We start from the raw sequence: 18,571 nt of genomic DNA, 5'->3' as shown, positions 1-18,571 counted from the left end.
CCATGACCATTCCCCAGCTGAAACGCAAGCTGCGTCAGCTCAAGCAGACCGAGTGCCGCATCCGGTTCAGGACCCGCCCTCGGGAGGAACACCAGGCGCTGGTCTGGGATGCCTTCTTCTCCACGCGGACCGCGGACGATGGCCGGGTCGCCTATCCCCTGAACCGGCTGGCGAATATGGATCACGAGGAGATCAAGAAGGTCTACGAGGGCTTCTTCTACCGCGTTTACTTCCAGTATTTCAAGGAACACGGCCTGTCCATGGCCGACGCCTACGATCCGGGCCTGCTCTCCCTCCTCGGCCTGCCGCCCGACGCGACTTTCCAGGACATCAAGCGGCGGTACCGGGAACTGGCCCAGGTCCACCACCCCGACCACGGCGGCGACCACGACGCCTTCATCGAGGTTGTGGACGCCTACGAGCGGCTGACGGACAAGGGCCGTCCTTGATCTTCCCGCGGAAACCGTCCATATTCCCGGTGTCCCAGTTTAACTGATTTCATGATTCCTGCAGGAGTTCTCCTCATGAAAACCGTACCCTGTCCCGTCTTACTCTTCGGGATGCTGATCCTTCTCCTTCTGCCCGCAACGGTCCTCGGCCAGTCCAACGCCGACGCGCGGTACATCGTGGAGCACTATGACAAGATGGAGCGCTACGTGCCGATGCGCGACGGGGCGAGGCTGTTCACTTCCATCTACGTGCCGAAGGACGATGCACGGACCTATCCCATCCTGCTGCAGCGCACGCCCTACAGCGTGGCGCCCTACGGGGCGGCGTACAGGACGCGGATCGGCCCGTCCATGCTGTTCGCCCGCGACGGGTACATCATCGTCTACCAGGACGTGCGCGGCCGCATGATGTCGGAAGGGGAATTCGAGGCCGTGCGCCCTCATAACCCGGACAAGACGTCGGACGCCGACATCGACGAGAGCACCGATACCTACGATACGGTCTCCTGGCTGCTTGAAAACGTGCCCAATCACAACGGCCGCGTGGGCGTATGGGGCATATCGGCGCCGGGGTTCTACGCCACCCACGCCCTGATCGACGCCCATCCCGCCGTGAAGATCGTTTCGCCCCAGGCCCCGGTGACCGACTGGTGGATCGGCGACGACCGCCACCACAACGGCGCGTTCCAGCTGCAGGCCAGCTTCAGTTTCCTGTCCTTCTACGGCTCGCCGCGCCCCGCGCCCACGACCCGGCGGGCCTCGGGATTCCGCGATTACGGCACGCCGGACGGCTACCAGTGGTACCTCGATCTCGGTCCGCTGTCGAACATCAACGAGAAATACCTGCACGGGGAGAACAAGATCTGGAACGCCATGATGGAGCATCCGGACTACGACGAATTCTGGCAGGCCCGCACGCCGCTGCCCCACCTGAAAGACGTGAAGCCGGCGGTGCTCGTGGTGGGCGGGTTCTTCGACGCCCAGGATCTGTACGGCCCGCTGAAGACGTACGCCGCCGTGGAGAACAACAACCCGGGCATCGTGAACCACCTCGTCATGGGACCGTGGTGGCACGGCGGGTGGGCGCGGGGCAGCGGCCTGCGTTACCAGGACATCTATTTCGAACAGCCCACGGCGGCGCATTACCGGGAGGCCATCGAACTGCCCTTCTTCAACCACTACCTGAAGGACGGTCCCGAACCGCAGCTGCCTGAAGCCAGCATCTTCGTCACGGGTTCGAACCGGTGGCACGCCTTCGACCACTGGCCGCCCGGGGAAGCACGCGATGCGAACCTGTACCTGGCGCCCGGTGGCGGCCTGTCCTTCGACCGGCCGGTGGGCGCGGATGACTACGCCGAGTACGTCAGCGATCCCGCGAAACCCGTGCCCCACACCTCACAGGTCGTCATCAACCGGGACGACCGGTACCTCATCCAGGACCAGCGGTTCGCGGCAACACGGACCGACGTGCTGGTCTTCGAGTCCGATGTGCTGGGGGAGGACGTCACCGTGGCGGGCGATCTGTTCGCCAACCTGTACGTGACCACGACGGGGGAGGACGCCGATTTCATCGTCAAGCTGATCGACGTGTATCCCGATACGGCGAGCTACGCGGGCGAGAACCCCATGAATGTCAAGATGGGCGGGTTCCAGCTCATGGTGCGGGGCGAGGTCATGCGGGGCCGGTACCGGAACAGTTTCACCCATCCCGAGCCCATGCGGCCGGGCAGCCTCACGCGAATCGAATTCGATATGCAGGACGTCGCCCACACCTTCAAGGCGGGGCACCGCATGATGGTGCAGGTGCAGAGCAGCTGGTTCCCCATGGTGGACCGCAATCCCCAGACCTGGGTGCCGAGTATCTATGACGCAAAGGAAGAGGACTACCAGGCGGCCACGCACCGGGTGTACTTCTCGCGGAGCGCGCCTTCACACCTGAAGATGAAGTTGCTGGAGTGATCGCCGTCAGACGAAATTGAACCCGTACCATGGTAGCTGGACGGGGAATACGCTTTCCAGCGCGGTCCTGAGCAGGCCAGCCGGAATCGTCTCGATGGGATCCTCATCGGGCGAAACCACGCCGAAGACGAGGGCGCCAAGGTCGCTTTTGGCGACGGCACGGTCCTTATCGCCGCATCGAAATACCACCGAGTCCGCTGACACGTCCCACGTCAATACGTCCCTGCCGAGCACATCCGCGATGTAATCCTTCAATATCTGCATCAGCCGTTCCGGTTGAAGGACGAGCACCGTACCCGTGAACCCCTGGGGCGCCGCGGTTACGCCGTGAGGCCGGAGCAGGGAGGCCAGTTCGAGGTCTGACGCCGTGGTCACGATTTCGAGGTAATCCACATCGTAGCGGTCGTACAGGCAGGGCAGCGCGCACAACAGTGCGGACCGCGAGCCCGCGATCTCGGCCAGCCTGGCCCTGCGGGCTTCGTCTTCCCGGTCGGGACGGCGTTTCTGGATGCCCGCGTAGGCCATCAGACGCCCTTCCTCGCGGATCGCCACGGTCTCCCCGTCGCGGTCGCAGATCCATGCGGCGTCGACCGCCATCCGCAGATCGGCCGTCGATCGCACGTATCGGCTGGGCTCCTCCGCGTACAACCGGGTCATTTCGTGCAGGTCCTCGGGGCCCGCCCGTTGGATCTGTGTTTCGCCCGCGGCCGTTTTACCCATGCCCGGGTCATCGCCGGCGGGCAGCATGTCCCGGGGAACGGTATAAAGGGCGTACTGCCCGATGCGCTTCGCACCGAGGCGTGTGTAAAGCCCCCTGCCTCCCGATATGGGCATGAGCACGGCGTCCTGTGCGACGGCCTTCCGGACCGCCTCCTCCATCAACTGCGTCGCCAGTCCCTGTCCCCGGTGTGATTCATAGGTCGCCACCGCGCCGATGCTCATCGTGGACATCCGGCACCCGAGCACAGAGATGTCCCGCGTCAACGCACCCACATGGGAAACCACAACGCCCTCGTCGACTATGACGAATAGTTCATCGTAGTTCTCCGGCGCAAAGAGCAGTGGATACTGCGCCTCCATGCGTCCCACGCCGTCGCCGCGGAAAACGGTGTTGACCAGGGTACAGAGCGAATCGAACTCCGTCGCCTTCAATCCCCTCGGGCCTTCCATCAGCTGGCTCCTGTCGTTGTTACGATGCTTTGAAAACCGGTCCACGCTTTATATATTCCCGATAGAAAGGGGTGTCAAGCACGGGGCGGCGTACAAGCACGGGCGGTGTACAGGCACGGGGCGGCGTACAAGCACGGGCGGCGTTAGGACGCGGCGTACAGTAGCCGCATACAGACCATGTACATTTCAGAGATCTTTCATTCCATTCAGGGCGAGGGCCTGCTGACCGGCGTACCCTCGGTCTTCATCCGTACCTCGGGATGCAACCTGCGGTGCCGCTGGTGCGACACGCCGTACACGTCGTGGTCGCCCGAAGGCGAGGAGCGCTCTGTAGGAGTAATCATGGCTGAAATCGCCGGTTTTCCCACCCGTCACGCGGTGATCACGGGCGGCGAACCGCTTCTCATGAAGGATCTGCCCGAACTGACCGCAAAACTCGGCGACGCGGGATACCACGTGACCATCGAGACGGCCGGCACTGTGTACGCCGACGTGCGCTGCGACCTGGCCTCCCTCAGCCCCAAGTTGTCCAACTCAACGCCCTGGATTGAAGAGGACGGCAAATTTGCCCGGAATCACGAGAAACTTCGAATCAACCTACCCGTCCTCTGCCGTTTCATGGCGGCCCATCCCTACCAGTTTAAGTTCGTGGTCGACCGCCAGGAAGACCTGGACGAAGTCGAATCGCTCATTGCGGACCTGGACGACGTGGACCGGAACCGGGTGCTTCTCATGCCCCAGGGGCGTACGGCCGTAGAGCTGAGCAGCCGTGGCGCGTGGGTCGCCGAAGCCTGCAAATCCCGCGGCTTCCGGTACTGCCCGCGAGTACATATCGACCTCTACGGAGACACCCGCGGAACCTGACGCCGGCCTGTTTCCCGCTTGTCCGTGGGCTGTCTGCGACTTAGACGCCAGCCCATTTCCCGCTTGTCCGCGGGCTGTCTGCACCATATCTTGAGCCGTTGCGTCGACGCCGATCGAATGGATACGACACGCCTCATCACGGAGCGGATATGAACGACTATGGCAGGGACTGGGACCGGGGTCTCGTGAGCTATCCCGACCCCAATGTCGAAACGATCGACGACCGGTTCAAGTCCTACGTGCTGCACACGGCCGGGATCGAGCGGCTGTTCACCGGGGCGCGGTGGTCGGAAGGCCCGGTATGGATCGGCGACGCCCGATGCCTGGTATGGAGCGACATCCCCAACAACCGCCTGCTGCGCTGGGACGAAGAGACCGGCGCGGTGACCGTCTTCCGCAAACCGTCCAACAACACCAACGGCAACACGCGGGACCGCGAGGGGCGGCTGGTCTCATGCGAGCACGACACCCGGCGGGTGACGCGCACGGAACACGACGGGACGATCACCGTGCTGATCGACCGGTTCGACGGCAAGCGGCTCAACGCGCCGAACGACCTGGTGGTGCACTCCGACGGCTCGGTCTGGTTCACCGACCCGGGGTACGGCATCCTGATGAACTACGAAGGGCACAGGGCCGAATTCGAACAACCCACCCGGGTGTATCGGCTGGACCCGGTCACGGGCGGCGCGACGGTCATCGCCGACGACTTCATGCGTCCCAACGGGCTCTGCTTCTCGCCCGACGAATCACGTCTATACGTTGTAGATACAGGCGCTTCCCACGATCCCGATGGACCCGCCCACATCCGGGTACTGGACATTGAGGGTACCCGCGCCACGGGCTCCCGCGTATTCACCGACATGAAACCGGCCTCTTCCGACGGCGTCCGGACCGACGTGGACGGCAACCTGTGGGCCGCTTCCGGCTGGGGCGGACCGGACACGAACGGCGTGATCTGCTTCTCCCCGGAAGGCGACCGGCTTGGGATGATCCACCTGCCCGAGCCCTGCGCCAACCTGTGCTTCGGCGGCGAGAAGAAGAACCGGCTGTTCATGGCCGCCAGCCAATCGCTGTACGCCCTCTACGTCGAAACCCAGGGGGTGCAGCGGCCGTGACGCGACTACAATCCCCTGACAACGGATCCATGCTCATTTTTGACTTCGACGGGGTCCTGCTGAACTCCGTCGTGGAGATGTCGATCACGGCCTACAATGCGGTCACGGGCGGGCTGGCCACTTCTCCGGACGATCTGCCCGGCAACACGGCGGACCTCTTCGTGACCAACCGGTACCACGTCCAGCCGGCCGGCGACGCGATCAACCTCATGGCCTGGTGCGTGGAGAACGCCGGCCTGCCCGGCAATCACCGGCTGGATCCGGCGGAATACCGGGCGATCCGCGAATCGTCGGACGTTCCCCTGAAGGAGCGCACGGTCCGGTTCTTCGCGGCCCGGAAGCGTTTTGTCGCCCAAGATCCCGTCCAGTGGCCGTCGCTCAACACGGTCTACCAGCCGGTCTGGGACGAATTGAAGGGGGTGGACGCCGAAGGGATCGTGATCCTGACCAACAAGAACCGGGAGGCCACCGTGACCCTGTGCCACCACTTCGGCCTGGCCGTCCGGCCGGAAAACGTGTACGCGGGCGATCACGGGACCACCAAGATCGAGAACATGGAGGCGATCCAGGCGCGGTTCGGCCGGGATCGGTACGGGTTCGTCGACGATTCCATCGGCAACCTGGAGGAGCTCGACGCTCATTTCAACGCCGGTGAGCCCGGTAACGCCGGTGAGCCCGGTAACGCCGACGCGCCCGGCAACGCCGGTGAGCCACCGCTCGAACTGATGCTGGCTTCCTGGGGATACATCGGACCGGACGACCACGCACTGGCCCGGCGCGCCGGTTACGCCATCCTCGACCAGGCCGGCCTCATCGCCCGCATTGCGTCGATGAAGAGCGTCGGAATGGAAAGCACATGAACCGCGGACCGGACAGCAAACCCGACCGTGCGCTCGAGGTCATCGATCGTATCCCTGAATTGCGCGCCCTCGTTGTCGGGGACGTCATGCTCGACGTCTACGAGTTCTGCCGGACGCAGGACAGCAAGCCCATCGATTCGGAGAAGGCCGGGAAGCGGGCCTACCAGGCGCAGGAGACGATCAAGGTGCTGGGCGGCGCGGGCAACGTGGCCGCCAACCTGGCTTCCCTGGACGTGCGCACCACCCTCGTGGGCGTGACGGGCGACGACGAGCATTACTTCAAGATAAGGGAGCTGGCAGATGGATTATCCATCCGCCACGGCCTGATCCGGGACGGCGGCCGGCCCACCACGACCAAGGTCCGGCTGTACCTGGACGACGACTACCTGCTGCGCCGCGACTCCGAGTGCACCGACCGGGTGAGCGACAGGATCTCGAACGCGCTGGTGAAGGATGTCCTACGCGCGCTGCCGGAAACCGACGTGGTGGTCCTGAGCGACTACGACAAGGGCGTCTTTACCGCGGAGAACGCCGGCCAGATCATCCGCGAATGCCGCCTCCACGATATTCCGGTCGTGGTCGATTTCAAGCCGGGCAACCGGGCGATCTTCTCCGGTGTGGACATCATCGCGCCGAACGCCGCCGAGGCCGCCGCACTCATCGGCGGGTTTTCCATGGACCGGCTGGAAACCGATTGCCGGCGCCTGCACGACGCGCTGGGCTGCCGGAACACGGTGGTCACCCTCGGCGCGCACGGACTCTGCGGCGTGGGGTCGGGCGAGTTCTTCCACGCGCCAGGGCATAGGGTCCAGCCCGTGGACAAGGTCGGTTGCGGCGACACGGTACGGGCGGTACTCGCCATCGGCGCGGCGCTGGGACTTCCCCTCGAGGAAGCGGGCGTGATCGCCAACGACGCGGCGGCCGTCATCGTGCAGAAACCGGCCACGTCTGTCCTTTCCCGGCGCGAACTGCACGATTTCGTGGCGCGCAAACGCGCCGGGCAGACTTCGGAACCGCGTGCCGCCGTGGATGTTTAATCTTGTACATTCAGCACAAACCGTGATAGTATTTACATGAGCGAAATGCTTACGTCAGCGTGTTCGGCAGGAGACGAATGGGCAGGAGACGAACAATGGTGCGCCTGAGTCTGTTTACCGCGGGGCTCGCGCTGGTCGCGATGGCCTGCAAGTCCGGTCCAACCATAGACGGTACGGACGTCGACACCTTCGATGCAACCATCGCCGAGGTCAAGGCCACCCTGGCCGAGGACGACCAGGAAAGACTCGACGACGTGCTGGATGCCTTCGAGTACCTCTACAGCGACAACGTGATCAGCTCGCTGAACGCGTCGGACGCCATTCAGAACCGGATCCGCGGCCGGCTGGACGGAATGGACGCGACGGACATCTTCGCGGAGTGGAACGAGCGGGTGAACAAGGCCATTGAGGCCCTCGAGGAGAAGCAGGAGAACACGGACTCCGCCATGGAAAGTCTCAAGGACGTGAGGGTGCGCGGGGTCGAGTACTACGTGCAGCGGGGCCAGTCCGTCGTGAAACTCTCCATACACAACCGGACCGAACACCGGATCTCGAAGGTCTATTTCCGCGGATCGCTCATGAGAAACGAACCCCGGAAGTGGATCCTGGATGACGACTTCAACTACAATATCCGGCTCACGGAAGGCAAGGACCTGGGACCGGACGAGCGGGCCGTCTGGAACTTCGCGTTGCTGTCGCCGGTATGGAAGAAGGCTCCAGCGGACGTGGAGAACCTCTACTTTTACGTGATCGTCACACGCATCGACGGGGCGCCCGAGCAACCCATCTACGACGCCTACACGGATCGTTTCACGCCCAAAGACCGGAGACGGCTCCGCAGGCTGGTTTCCCTCAAGGAATCCATCGGGACGTACGAGCCGGAGACTGATCCCGAGACCGAGTCCGAAGAGACTTCATCCCTTTAGTTCGTTCCTTCCACCTAACCGATATACCGGTCCACCGTATCGGCGAAGATGAGGAATTGCGGGTTGCTGCGGTGGGTCTCCCGCAGGGCCTGCACCGTTCGGCCCTCCGCCCCCTCTTCTTGAACCCCTCTGCAGTACGCCTCCATTAACGTGGGTTCCAGCGGCTGCCTGGAGTCGTGGAAGCTGTCCGCGAAAAACCCGAAGATCATGCCCACGATACCGATGCCCACCATCATCATCAGGACGGTGGCGCCCTGTCCCAGGGGCGTGACCGGGTACTTGTCCCCGTACCCCACCGTGGTGGAGGTCACCACGGCCCACCAGATGCTGTCGCCGTAGACATTGAATACCTCCGGCTGGGCGCGGCGTTCCACCTCGTAGATCACGGTGGAGCTGATCATCAGGTACATGATGGTAATGAGGAAGATGGGAATGACCCGGACGCGATTGGTATACATGGACCGGGCGAACTCCGCCAGCTTGGGGCTGTACCGGAACATCTTGAGCAGCCGGAGCGTCCGCGCGCCGCGCACCAGGCCGAGCTGCTCCTGGGTCAGGCCGGGATAGAATCCGATCCAGAAGGGCAGGATGCTGATCAGATCGATCAACCCGAGCCCGCTGCGCAGGTACTTCCCCTTGTGCGGTGCCAGCCTGATGCGCAGCACGTATTCCAGGGTGAAGAACCCGGCGATGACCCGTTCGATCCAGATGAACCCTGCCCAGGCGCCGGCGTCCAGGCTGCTGCGCGTCTGGGTATACTGCAACTCGATGAAATAGAGGATCATGTTGACGGCCAGTACGTAGGGACCGAAACGGTGTACGGCCGCAAGGAGGGAGGACAGGATTCCCGGCATGGTTTGCCTCCTGGGTGAATGCGGTGGGCTTATCTAAGGCATATCTAAAGAGAAAGGCCCACCTTCCGCTTCTCGCATCGGGTGAGCCTTTGAATGCTAGACCTGTGACGGTCTCAGGACTTCCTGGAACGCAGGGCCGCCAGCCGGTCCCGCGTCGAGGATGCGGGCAGCGCGGGTTTGTCGGCCGCTTCCAGGGCCGCCGCGATGTTTGGATCGTCGGTGATTTCGGTCTGGCCGAAGGCGCCGATCTTCAGTTCTGCGGCACGGGAGGTGGTCTCCGCCTTCTCCGTCTCCATGTCCATGGCGTTGAGGGCCGTATCGAGTCCGCCCATTGAACTGCTCAGCCCCGAGGCCTGCCGCACGCCCTCGGCGCGTTCGAGGGCCCGCTCCTTCTTCATCCGGGCCTGCTCCATGCGTCGCTGGGCCTGTTTCAGCTGGACCTGCGCCTTTTTGAGCTTCTCCGCCGCCACATCGTAGGCCTGGCGCAGCTCGGTCGCGAAGGCCTCCGCTTCCTGGTCCTCCTGGCGTTCCCGTTCGATCTCCGGGTTCAGACGCTCCAGTTCCGCGACCAGCTTTTCAAGACTCTCCTCCAGCTTGGGCCGCTGGCCCTCATCCGCCTCTTCGAGCTGGCCTTCGATCCGTTCGGCGGCGGCCAGGTACCGGTCGTACTGCGTCAACAGTGCCTGCGTCTCTTCATGGTCCTTCTTCACGTCCATCTCGGCCTTGCCGACCCGCTTCCCGAGCTTGTCGAGTTCCTCTTCCATGAGGGAGATCTGCGCCTCGGAGGCGGTTTCCGGGTCGAAGGCCACCACGGCCTGGGTGAAGGACTCCAGGGCGTTGCCGGCCTGTTTCTTGCCGACGCGGGAGAGAAACTTCCAGATCATTTTTTCATCCTTTCGTTTTTAAATAACCGTGACTTCCTCGAGCATCAATGCCACGCCCAGGTACAGTTCTATAACCCCGTCGCCCGCGCTGATCAACAGGAATTCATCCACGCGCTCGGGGTCTTCCGGGTTGTGGGGGTCTCCACTTGCCACCCGGAAGTAGGACATGGCCTGCTGGGTTTCCTCGAAGACCTGCTCTCCGTACGCGTCGCGAATGATCCGCTCGTCGACCTGTATCGGCGCCGCCTGTCCGTCGCCGTCCATCCATTCCCGCTGGTAGCTTCTTTCCTCCCCTTCGCCGTGCAGCACTTCCGGTGATCCGATGATGCCGTTTTCCCCGTTCAGCCACTGTTCCCAGACTTCCTCCGAATGGGGATACAGATCCCGGTCGAGCACGTACAGGCGGCATTCCACGGGCTCTCCGTGGTCCGACACCACCTGGAGAAACGCCGAGGTCCCCTGGAGATAGCACCGATAGGCCATGGCCCCTTCGCCGAGATCGATCTTTCCGATCGCCTCGATAGCCAGGGGAAAGGAGGGAAAGTCGAAGTGGACGAGGCCGACAAAGGTGGACGACGCGACGGCGTCGATGTCGACCAGCCGGTCGATGGCGACGCCCAGGGGCAGGTCCTGATCGACCCGCTCGGGTTTCTTCCGAAAGAAACCAGCCGCCTCTTTCGCCTGCTTCTTCGCTACGGAACGAATGATGTGAAAGCTCATCGGGCCCTGGCGCTACTCCTCGCCCACGATGGGCTTGATGTCGTCGATGGACCGCCACAGGGCGTCCTCGAAGAGGGTCATCGGCTTGCTGCCGTAGGTATCCACCCACTGCTTGGACAGGATCAGGATGGCGTCCACTGTGAGCGTCTCCACGCTGCTGTCGAAATAGCCGAAGAGCCAGCCTTCCTGCAGCTCGGGATAGGTCTCGTGGGGGATCGTCGCCACTTCGTAGATCGTGTTGCCGAACTGGTCCACGGCCGTGCTGAAATAGTGCTCATCCACGGCGACCATGCTCAACTGCAGTCCGTACTGCCGGTCCGCCTCTTTGAGCAGTTCCGAGTTGAGGCCGGCGACGAACAGCATGACCGCGTTGGCGTTTTCAGACACCTGGCTCAGCGCTTCCTCGTAGCTGGCGAACCGCGTGTTGAATTCCCCGTACCTCGGATCCTGCAGGACGAAGCCCTCCCAGGCCCGGTGCGTCCCGGAACCCCGGGGGCCGACGTACACGATATGGGTGTTCGGCTCGAGGTCGGACACGCTCGCGATGCCGCCGTCCTCGTTGACGATCAGCTGCACGTACTCGGTGTACAGGGTCGACTGCAATCCGACCAGCTGGTCTTCCGCGTCAGGGTTCTTGCGCAGGTAGGAGTTCAGGATGTCGCTCTGCACGAGGATCGCGTCGACCTGGTTCCGTACCAGGTTGTTGAGGTTCTCCTCAGAACCCGCCGTCGTCTCGAGCATCACGTCGAAATCCGGCAGGTGGGACTGCAGGATCTGGCCGAATCGGTGGTAATTGCCGTTCTCCACCCCCGTATTCACCGTGATGCGGGGCTGGTTCGGATCGGCGGTGGCCACGACTTCGGCGGCCAGGGCGATCGCCGGGGTAACGCCGGGCGGCAGGTATTCGGGATCCCTCGGCGTGCCTTCCAGCGTGGCGACCTGCCGGTCGAGCTCGTCCAGCTTAGCCCGCAGTTCCTCGTTGTCCTCGGCCAGGCGCTCGGCCTCGCCGCGCCATTCCTGGTATCCCGGGTCGTTGGCATGGTGATGGGCCACCGCGTAGTGACGGCGGCTGCTCATCATGTCCAGCATGGACCACATGAACAGGGCGTCCCACATGCCGAAGCTGGGGTATGACATGAAGGCGTAACCCGGCGTCCTCCAGCCCATGCCCCCGTAATAACTATCTCGACCCGCGTAGTAGTTGTCGTAGGACGTGCGGTTCTGCGAGCCCCGGTTGTAGAGGCCGTTGTCCCGGTAGGTGCTCGTATTGGCCGCCGAATTGGACGACCGGGCGAAACCGGCCTGCCTGGACTGGTGCGTGGCCAGCGACCGGCGCGCCGTCTCGCTCTGGACCCGCCGGCCCATGACCGAAGACCGCGCCGTGGCCCGGCCGGCGGTTGCGGCACCTGCCCGGGTCGACCGCGCCGCGGTGGCCGAGGGCTGCCCGGCCGAGGTGCTGCGTGCCGGCGTGGCGGATTGCCCCGTAGTGCGCGCCGGCGTCTGGCGCGTGGCGGCAGGCGTGCTTCTCCGGGCGAAGGGGCTGCGCCGGCCAAAGGAACTGCGGCGATTCCAAAGGGAACGCGAACTCCGGAAACCACCGAAACCGCGGCGGGCGTAGGCTTCCTCAGGACCGAACAGACCGGTGATCTCCCGGATCGTTCGTTCCGCGTTTTCCGTGCTTTTCGAGATCGGGCCGGCAATTTCCGCGCCGTTTGTGATCCGTGCCGCGTCATCGGCCGAGCGCAAGCGGTCGGTCGCTACCGAACGCTCCGCGCCCGGTTCGGTCTGCAAAAACCCACCCATCAGCGCGATCAAGCCGGTCATCATGACCAGTTTCATATGTCGAGACATGAGGTACTTCCCCTGTGTAGTCGGATTGTGTGTACGGATTCTGGCTCTTTAAAGATATAGACTATGTACCTTTCAGGCAAGTTGCTTACCGGCAGGGAATCCGCGCGAACGACGAATGAAGATGCCATTGACCCCGGAACCCGACGGCAGTAACATACCGAAATGCGAATCTCCGACGTCCGCGTGCGCCAGGTTGCCGTCCCACGCATCTACGACACCTACTGTGCGGACCCCAAGCAACTGAAGGCCACCATTAACCACGGTCGGTCTACCTACCAGATCATCGAATTGAAGACTCCGGACGGCTTGACCGGTATCGGCGAGATCTCCGACATCGCGCCGCGGATGGACGCCCCTTCGCCCGCGGTGCTGCGGGACCTGTTGTCCGGCGTGCTGGCCGACGGCGACGTGCTGGCCGGCAGTGACGTGCTGGCTGGCGGCGACGGTCGCACGTGGCGCGGCCTCTATGACCGGACCGATGAAGCGCTTCCCGGTAACTGGTACCCCGAACTCCGGCAACTGATACTCTTCGGCGTCGAATGTGCGTTGCTCGACCTGGTCGGGAAGGCACACGGCATTCCGCTGTACGAACTACTGGGCGGCCGTTGCCGGCGTGCCGCAACCGTTTCCTGGGTGGCCTATCTGCGCGGCGACGCCACGCTCGAGGACGAACTGCAGGCCCTGGAGAGGGAGGTCGCCGACCAGGTAGGATCGGGCATGAAGGCCTTCAAGCTCAAGGTGGGCGAGGACCACGAACGGGACCTCGAGCGGGTGCGACTTGCGCGCAGGATCGCGGGCCCCGAAGCCTACATCAAGGTGGATGCCAGCGGTTACTGGGAGGAAGACGAGGCCCTGTCGAGGCTGCGCGACATGGCGGAGGCCGGTGCCGACGCCTGTGAGACGCCGATTCGCGCGCTCTCACGGCCCATGTCGCGGGAGGATCCCGCCCGTATCGAAGCGGATGCGGAGGGCATTGCCGAAGCGCTGGCAAGCGTCCGCGGCCGTTCCCCCATACCCATCATCGAACACGTCGCCGATCTCGGGGACGCCTTTCTGACGGCCCTGATCCGCCACCGCGCCGTGGACATCGTCAATGTCGTCCCCTGCCAGGCAGGTGGATTACGCCGCGCGGGACGCCTGCTCCACGCAGCGGAGACTGCGGGCATACCCGCCTTACTGGGCAGCACCATCGAACTGGGACCCGGTACCGCGGCGTCGGTGCATCTCGCCGTTGCATCGGCGAGCGTCGAGGTACCCTCGGACCTGGTGGGACCCGGCTTGCTTCAGGACGATGTATGCACCAGCCCCTTCACCCTCGAGGGCGGTGAACTCGCTCCTTTCGAAGGTCCGGGGCTGGGCATGAATTTGGATGAGGAGAAGATGGAACGTTGGTCGGGATAGGCAGTGAAGAGAGTCCTATTGAAACTGACGAAGCAAGGTTAAAGTGAGCCTAGACGGCAGGATGAAGGAAGTCCGGGACTGGTGGGCAAGATCTACTTTCTTATTGTTTCAACATATAAAGTACGTTTGTGGTTCCACTCTTCTTCAAGCAAAAGCATGAGTTTCTGTTCCGATTGTTTTTGCGATGTTTGTAAGTCGTTACGAAATCCGACATGTATGATGTCGTTGTACAACAAGAGTTCCTGATCCTGAAGTTGACCTGATGAATCTATAGAAAGAATAAGTGTGCCATGCTCCGTATTAATCTCTTCTCCTCTTATCTTTACACGATTTGCATTCAAAAACAGACGGTTATTCGTAAGTAATACCGGGCTGCTCGACGACCCTCGGTCTTGTAAGGTCCAGATTACTGTACCCGTGTTAGCGTCAATTAGTTCTAACCAGCGTGCTTGAAGTGATATGGTTTGGTCGGGTCTATATACCTTTGCCACAAGAAACCGGCTATCCGGGGTTATCCCTAAAGGGGTTATGTAACCTTTAAAGTCTCGACTCCATAGTAAAATTCCAAACTGATTGAAAACGCCAATTCGCGTCTTCTTTTTATAACGATCTGGGACACTTTTTGACGCCCTTAGGACGAGCCTTTTGCCGTCTTCGGAAGTTAATCCATAAATCGACGCTCCTTTGATACCATTTAGATATCCTTCATCAATGGATTGTCTTCTTAGCGATGGACCGTTTATTGGGTCTACAACTGAGAATGAGATTGAATCGTTGTTCTTCTCAAGCCAGCCCACTAGACCTGGACCCCATTTCTGGATCCGAAACGATACATCCGTCCTCCACTGTTCCTCTCCCGATAGAATGTCGACTACTACATTAGGTTCCCCCGAATAGCCATCTAGTAGTAAATAACCACCGGAATTAAGAAAGTGAGGCGGCCTGGCCACTATGTGACGGGTCCAAAGTGTTTTGCCTTCGGAGGTGAGGAGTTCAAGTGTGCCGTCAGATAACTGTCTATCAGTATAAAACAGAACGACAAAACGACCACCTGGTGAGGCCGTGACATGAACACGATCCAAACCTTCGGGAGATCGCTTCTCCCAGATAGTTGCCCCGTCCTCGTCTATAGAACGTATGATACTTTGAGTTTCCCATTTGCTTTCTACAACTATCAGACCTTTATCAGATATGGTTGGGTAGCGATCATAGTCCTCACTCAGTAAATAGGTCCGTTCCCTCTTTGCGTCATCGAATATATCGCTTAGCTGAGTTATACCTCTGGGATAGAAGGTATGCTGAGCATAACCGACGTCTGATATACAGCTGCCTAGCAGGAGGGTGACGATAACCAAGGATCGATTCACTACAACCATATGAACAGGCCCTCTGTTTCCCAGTAACAACCAAATCTCGCTCGACGTCTTAGGCCTTAAAACCGAAGGTTCTCATTAAGAAACTACAGCTTTCCGTTCGCTATCTCAATTGGATTGTAACTGGCTGCCTCAGCGCCTGGACCTGCGTTGCCTGTCCGGCACCATGCGTGAAGATTCCTCCACCAGTTGCTCAAACGCCTTGATCTCGTCCGCGGAGAGCATGCCCTTCAGGTTTTCCTTGAACTGCTTCTCATTCGCTTCCAGTTGCTCGCGCAGCCAGTTCCAGTCCTCGGTCTTCGTGGCCTGTTCCACCAACGCGATCTTCTGAGTCGAGGCTTCCTTCACGACCGTGCGCAATTGCAGCACTTGTTCGTCGGTGGTGTCCATCCGGATGCTCAATACGTGCCAGATTCGGTCGACGGGGAAGGTGCTTACCGCCCGCACGCGTTCCATCATTTCATTGTTCTGGCCCCGGCCGCCACCGCGGCCGAAACCACCGCGCTGCGCGACCGCGTCGTTTGCGATAAAGGCGATCATGATCAATCCGAGTATGGCGAGGTGAAGACGGTATCTCATGCTTCGACTCCTTTTTAACAGACAAAATGGCAATTGAAGGCCACGGTCAGATTCCGCGGTGAAACGCCGCGGCCGGATTCCATGGTTAATGCCGCGGCCGGACCTGGATCCTTCCGCGGCATGTTGCAACACCTGCTTAACGCCGGTTGCGCGATTCGCGGCCGTCGCGCCGCCAGCGCATCCCGGAATCGCGGCGACCGTCGCGCCGGTCGCGGAAGGACTCACGCAGGTTCTCCTGCTGCTCAGCGGTCAGGACATTCTTGAACTCGGCACGGAAAAGCGCGATTCGCTCGAACACGGCGCCCTGGGCCGCCGATGCGGCCGCGGCCAGCTCCTTCACCCGGTCGATGTCGGGACTGATCTCATCCATCAGTTCGCGAAGTTCGACCCGTGCAAGCCTCGAGTCGGCGCGAAGCTGTATCATTTCCCGCGTGTAGGCGGAACGCAGTGTCTCGATCTTCTCCTCCTGCTCGTCCGTGAGTTCGAGACCGGACATTCCTCTCCGGGACAGACGCGTCCGCACATCATCCGCATCGTCATCGGCAATATCGTCTGCCAGGATGTCGGAGAACTCGCCGGACGATCCAGATGCCGCGAGTGCAGCGACTCCGTCGAGCACGTCAGCTTCCTCATGACCGATCCGGCCCATCGCATCAGAAGCCCAGACCAGTACGACCATAGTCCAGGTCAGTACGACGATACTCAGCGCGCCGGTGATGGTTCCTGAAATGATCTTTTTCATTTTGTCGCTCCCTTCATGGTGATGCTGGCGGATGTTTGGACCGCGATCTCCGGAGATCGTCTTCGTGTTGCTCTACTTGATTAGACGGGGGACGGGTGCGGGGTATTCCAACTTTCTTCACATCCGTACAATGCCCGGCGGCTGGGCCACTCCTGACCTGTCGGAACGAGGAGTCAATGGTCACTGTCGCTCCCGCGCCCTTCCGTACGAATGCTGTCAGGGCGATCCCCTCGAGGCCGCCCGCCCGACCGCTCGCTGGACCTGTTGCGCCCGGGCGGTCCCAGGCGTCCCCGGCGTGGTTCGCGATCGCCATCCCGTCGAAACTCGCGGACGCGTTCGCGACCCTCGCGGATCCGCTTGATCCGCTCGAGTTGCGTTTCGGTAAGGATGGGTTCCAGGTCCCCGTGCAGCGAATCGACCAGGACCTGTATCTCCTGCCGATGGCGCATGTAGTACTCCCGGAATCCGGGTTCATGTTCGCCCACCACTTCCCGGATCCTCTGCAACTGCTCAGGATCCGGCTGCACCATCCTGACCCACCGTTCCACGAAGCGTTCCCGGGTCACCTGGGGCGGCGGCTGCAGACGGTCCCGGGCGAAGGCGCCCAGGATGAGCGCGCCACAGACCATGCCGATAATCAACGTGGCCAGCAGAATGGCCGCGGTCTTCAGGTGGATGTTCATAGTTCGCCCTCCGTTTCCAGCGCGATCCGCGCGTCGTACAGGTCTTCAGGATACAGTTCCTCGGTCAGTCCGAACGACGTGTTGATAGAGACACTTTCGGACGTGGCCAGGTTGTAGGTTAACAGCAGGACGGCAGCGACCGAAGCGGCCACCGCCACTTTGCGGAACATGAGGGGCAACACGTCCTCGAAGTCGGTCGTTGTTCCGCCTTCAGGGATCGACGACGGTACGGCCGCGGACTCCGCCGCCAGGCGTTCCATGACGCGTTGGGAGAAATCCGCCCGGAACGAGGGCGATTCCTGGTTTTCGACCTGGCTTCGCAGCCGGACCAGTCGCTCGTATTCGTCCCGCAGTCCGGGATCGCGCCGCAACGCCGCGTCCAGGCGGCTTTGTTCTTCGGGCGTCAGGGACGCATCCAGCGACCGGTACAGCAGATCCAGTTCAGACCGTTTCATGGACAAGCTCCCTGTTAGAGGAAATGAGCATGCGTTTCAGTTTCTCCTGGGACCTCCTCAGTCGGGACAGTACCGTCCCGATGGGCAAACCCAGGATCTCGGCGGTTTCTTTCGTCGAATAGCCTTCCATCAGCCGGAGTACGATCACGGAACGGAATTCGGGCTTCAGTCTGTTCAGCGCCTTTTGAATTCGGTCGGCTGTATCGTCGTAGTCGGCGCTGGCCGCCGGATCGGCATAGTCCAGCTCCGGTGCGTCCTGTTCCCTGCCCGGCGGTTTGAAGGGGACGAAAATCGAACGGCGCCGGCGTTTTTTCAGTTCGGTGAGTGCCAGGTTGATGGCGATCCGGGTCAGGTAGGTGCCGACCGACGCCTGACCACGGAATCCTCGCAAGCCGCGATAGAACCGGATGAAAGTCTCCTGCCCCGCGTCCTCGGCTTCGGGGGTGTTTCCCAGCATGCGGATGACGACGGTGGCCACGCGGCCTTCGTATCGTTCCACCAGGGCGCGGAAGGCGTCCTCGCTGCCATCGCGGGCGGCGTCGACCAGTGCATCGTCCGTCAAGGCGTCTTTCCTCATCCCGCTTCCCTCGAATGGCCGGAACAATATGGTCAGCATCCAGCGGACTGTCGGCCGGCGCGGGCCGTT

19 protein-coding genes are annotated in these 18,571 nt (G+C 61.8%); 8 read left to right on the top strand and 11 right to left on the bottom strand.

Annotation, left to right across the window (positions count from 1 at the left end; translation table 11 throughout):
* Positions 1–2: 2 nt before the first annotated feature.
* Both F4Z81_04685 and F4Z81_04680 read left to right on the top strand, forming a co-directional pair.
* Positions 3–449 carry a J domain-containing protein gene (locus F4Z81_04685; protein MXW04351.1) on the top strand — a complete coding sequence of 149 codons (447 nt, stop codon included), beginning with the start codon at positions 3–5 and terminating at the stop codon, positions 447–449.
* Between the two features lie 75 nt (positions 450–524).
* A complete protein-coding gene (locus tag F4Z81_04680) occupies positions 525–2,408 on the top strand; it encodes a CocE/NonD family hydrolase (protein MXW04350.1) in 1,884 nt (627 codons plus the stop codon).
* 6 nt (positions 2,409–2,414) lie between these two features.
* Here F4Z81_04680 and F4Z81_04675 read toward each other — a convergent pair whose 3' ends face one another.
* A complete protein-coding gene (locus tag F4Z81_04675; protein ID MXW04349.1) occupies positions 2,415–3,578 on the bottom strand; it encodes a GNAT family N-acetyltransferase in 1,164 nt (387 codons plus the stop codon).
* Between the two features lie 177 nt (positions 3,579–3,755).
* Here F4Z81_04675 and F4Z81_04670 point away from each other — a divergent pair, with 177 nt between their 5' ends.
* The 5 genes from F4Z81_04670 to F4Z81_04650 all read left to right on the top strand — a co-directional run bounded on the left by F4Z81_04670 (position 3,756) and on the right by F4Z81_04650 (position 8,383).
* On the top strand, positions 3,756–4,442 hold the full coding sequence (locus F4Z81_04670; GenBank protein MXW04348.1) for a 7-carboxy-7-deazaguanine synthase QueE: 687 nt from the start codon (positions 3,756–3,758) through the stop codon (positions 4,440–4,442).
* 149 nt (positions 4,443–4,591) lie between these two features.
* A complete protein-coding gene (locus F4Z81_04665; GenBank protein MXW04347.1) occupies positions 4,592–5,560 on the top strand; it encodes an SMP-30/gluconolactonase/LRE family protein in 969 nt (322 codons plus the stop codon).
* Positions 5,561–5,589: 29 nt separating this feature from the next.
* Positions 5,590–6,420, top strand: coding sequence for a hypothetical protein (locus tag F4Z81_04660; GenBank protein MXW04346.1), 831 nt, complete (start codon positions 5,590–5,592; stop codon positions 6,418–6,420).
* Positions 6,417–7,457 (top strand): hypothetical protein, encoded by a 1,041-nt coding sequence (locus F4Z81_04655; protein ID MXW04345.1) that lies wholly within the window; start codon positions 6,417–6,419, stop codon positions 7,455–7,457. Before F4Z81_04660 ends, F4Z81_04655 begins: the two co-directional genes overlap by 4 nt.
* Positions 7,458–7,552: 95 nt before the next feature.
* On the top strand, positions 7,553–8,383 hold the full coding sequence (locus F4Z81_04650) for a hypothetical protein (GenBank protein ID MXW04344.1): 831 nt from the start codon (positions 7,553–7,555) through the stop codon (positions 8,381–8,383).
* 14 nt (positions 8,384–8,397) lie between these two features.
* Here the strand turns inward: F4Z81_04650 and F4Z81_04645 are convergent, their stop codons facing one another.
* The 4 genes from F4Z81_04645 to F4Z81_04630 all read right to left on the bottom strand — a co-directional run bounded on the left by F4Z81_04645 (position 8,398) and on the right by F4Z81_04630 (position 12,692).
* Positions 8,398–9,237 carry an ion transporter gene (locus tag F4Z81_04645; protein MXW04343.1) on the bottom strand — a complete coding sequence of 280 codons (840 nt, stop codon included), beginning with the start codon at positions 9,235–9,237 and terminating at the stop codon, positions 8,398–8,400.
* Positions 9,238–9,350: 113 nt separating this feature from the next.
* Positions 9,351–10,121, bottom strand: coding sequence for a hypothetical protein (locus F4Z81_04640; protein MXW04342.1), 771 nt, complete (start codon positions 10,119–10,121; stop codon positions 9,351–9,353).
* Between the two features lie 18 nt (positions 10,122–10,139).
* Positions 10,140–10,841: a DUF2491 family protein gene (locus F4Z81_04635; protein MXW04341.1), complete on the bottom strand. Its 702-nt coding sequence runs from the start codon at positions 10,839–10,841 to the stop codon at positions 10,140–10,142.
* A gap of 12 nt (positions 10,842–10,853) precedes the next feature.
* A complete protein-coding gene (locus tag F4Z81_04630; GenBank protein MXW04340.1) occupies positions 10,854–12,692 on the bottom strand; it encodes a hypothetical protein in 1,839 nt (612 codons plus the stop codon).
* Positions 12,693–12,854: 162 nt separating this feature from the next.
* Here F4Z81_04630 and F4Z81_04625 point away from each other — a divergent pair, with 162 nt between their 5' ends.
* Positions 12,855–14,093, top strand: a complete 1,239-nt coding sequence (locus tag F4Z81_04625; GenBank protein ID MXW04339.1) for a hypothetical protein — start codon at positions 12,855–12,857, stop codon at positions 14,091–14,093.
* 92 nt (positions 14,094–14,185) lie between these two features.
* Here F4Z81_04625 and F4Z81_04620 read toward each other — a convergent pair whose 3' ends face one another.
* From F4Z81_04620 to F4Z81_04595, 6 genes are all read right to left on the bottom strand, one after another.
* Positions 14,186–15,499, bottom strand: a complete 1,314-nt coding sequence (locus tag F4Z81_04620) for a PQQ-binding-like beta-propeller repeat protein (GenBank protein MXW04338.1) — start codon at positions 15,497–15,499, stop codon at positions 14,186–14,188.
* Between the two features lie 99 nt (positions 15,500–15,598).
* The gene (locus tag F4Z81_04615) at positions 15,599–16,045 is read right to left on the bottom strand and encodes a hypothetical protein (protein ID MXW04337.1); all 447 of its coding nucleotides are present in this window, start codon (positions 16,043–16,045) and stop codon (positions 15,599–15,601) included.
* A gap of 136 nt (positions 16,046–16,181) precedes the next feature.
* Positions 16,182–16,787, bottom strand: coding sequence for a periplasmic heavy metal sensor (locus tag F4Z81_04610; GenBank protein ID MXW04336.1), 606 nt, complete (start codon positions 16,785–16,787; stop codon positions 16,182–16,184).
* Between the two features lie 173 nt (positions 16,788–16,960).
* Positions 16,961–17,470, bottom strand: a complete 510-nt coding sequence (locus F4Z81_04605) for a hypothetical protein (GenBank protein MXW04335.1) — start codon at positions 17,468–17,470, stop codon at positions 16,961–16,963.
* Positions 17,467–17,925 carry a hypothetical protein gene (locus F4Z81_04600; GenBank protein MXW04334.1) on the bottom strand — a complete coding sequence of 153 codons (459 nt, stop codon included), beginning with the start codon at positions 17,923–17,925 and terminating at the stop codon, positions 17,467–17,469. Before F4Z81_04600 ends, F4Z81_04605 begins: the two co-directional genes overlap by 4 nt.
* Entirely contained in the window at positions 17,912–18,541 is a 630-nt protein-coding gene (locus tag F4Z81_04595) for a sigma-70 family RNA polymerase sigma factor (protein ID MXW04333.1), read from the bottom strand. The genes F4Z81_04600 and F4Z81_04595 overlap by 14 nt, the downstream gene beginning before the upstream one ends.
* Positions 18,542–18,571 lie beyond the last annotated feature (30 nt).

This window comes from Gemmatimonadota bacterium, from assembly GCA_009835325.1.
Lineage (GTDB): Bacteria > JAAXHH01 > JAAXHH01 > JAAXHH01 > JAAXHH01 > JAAXHH01.
The sequence above is the reverse complement of the archived record's forward strand: the minus strand, read 5'-3'. Positions and strand labels throughout refer to the sequence as shown.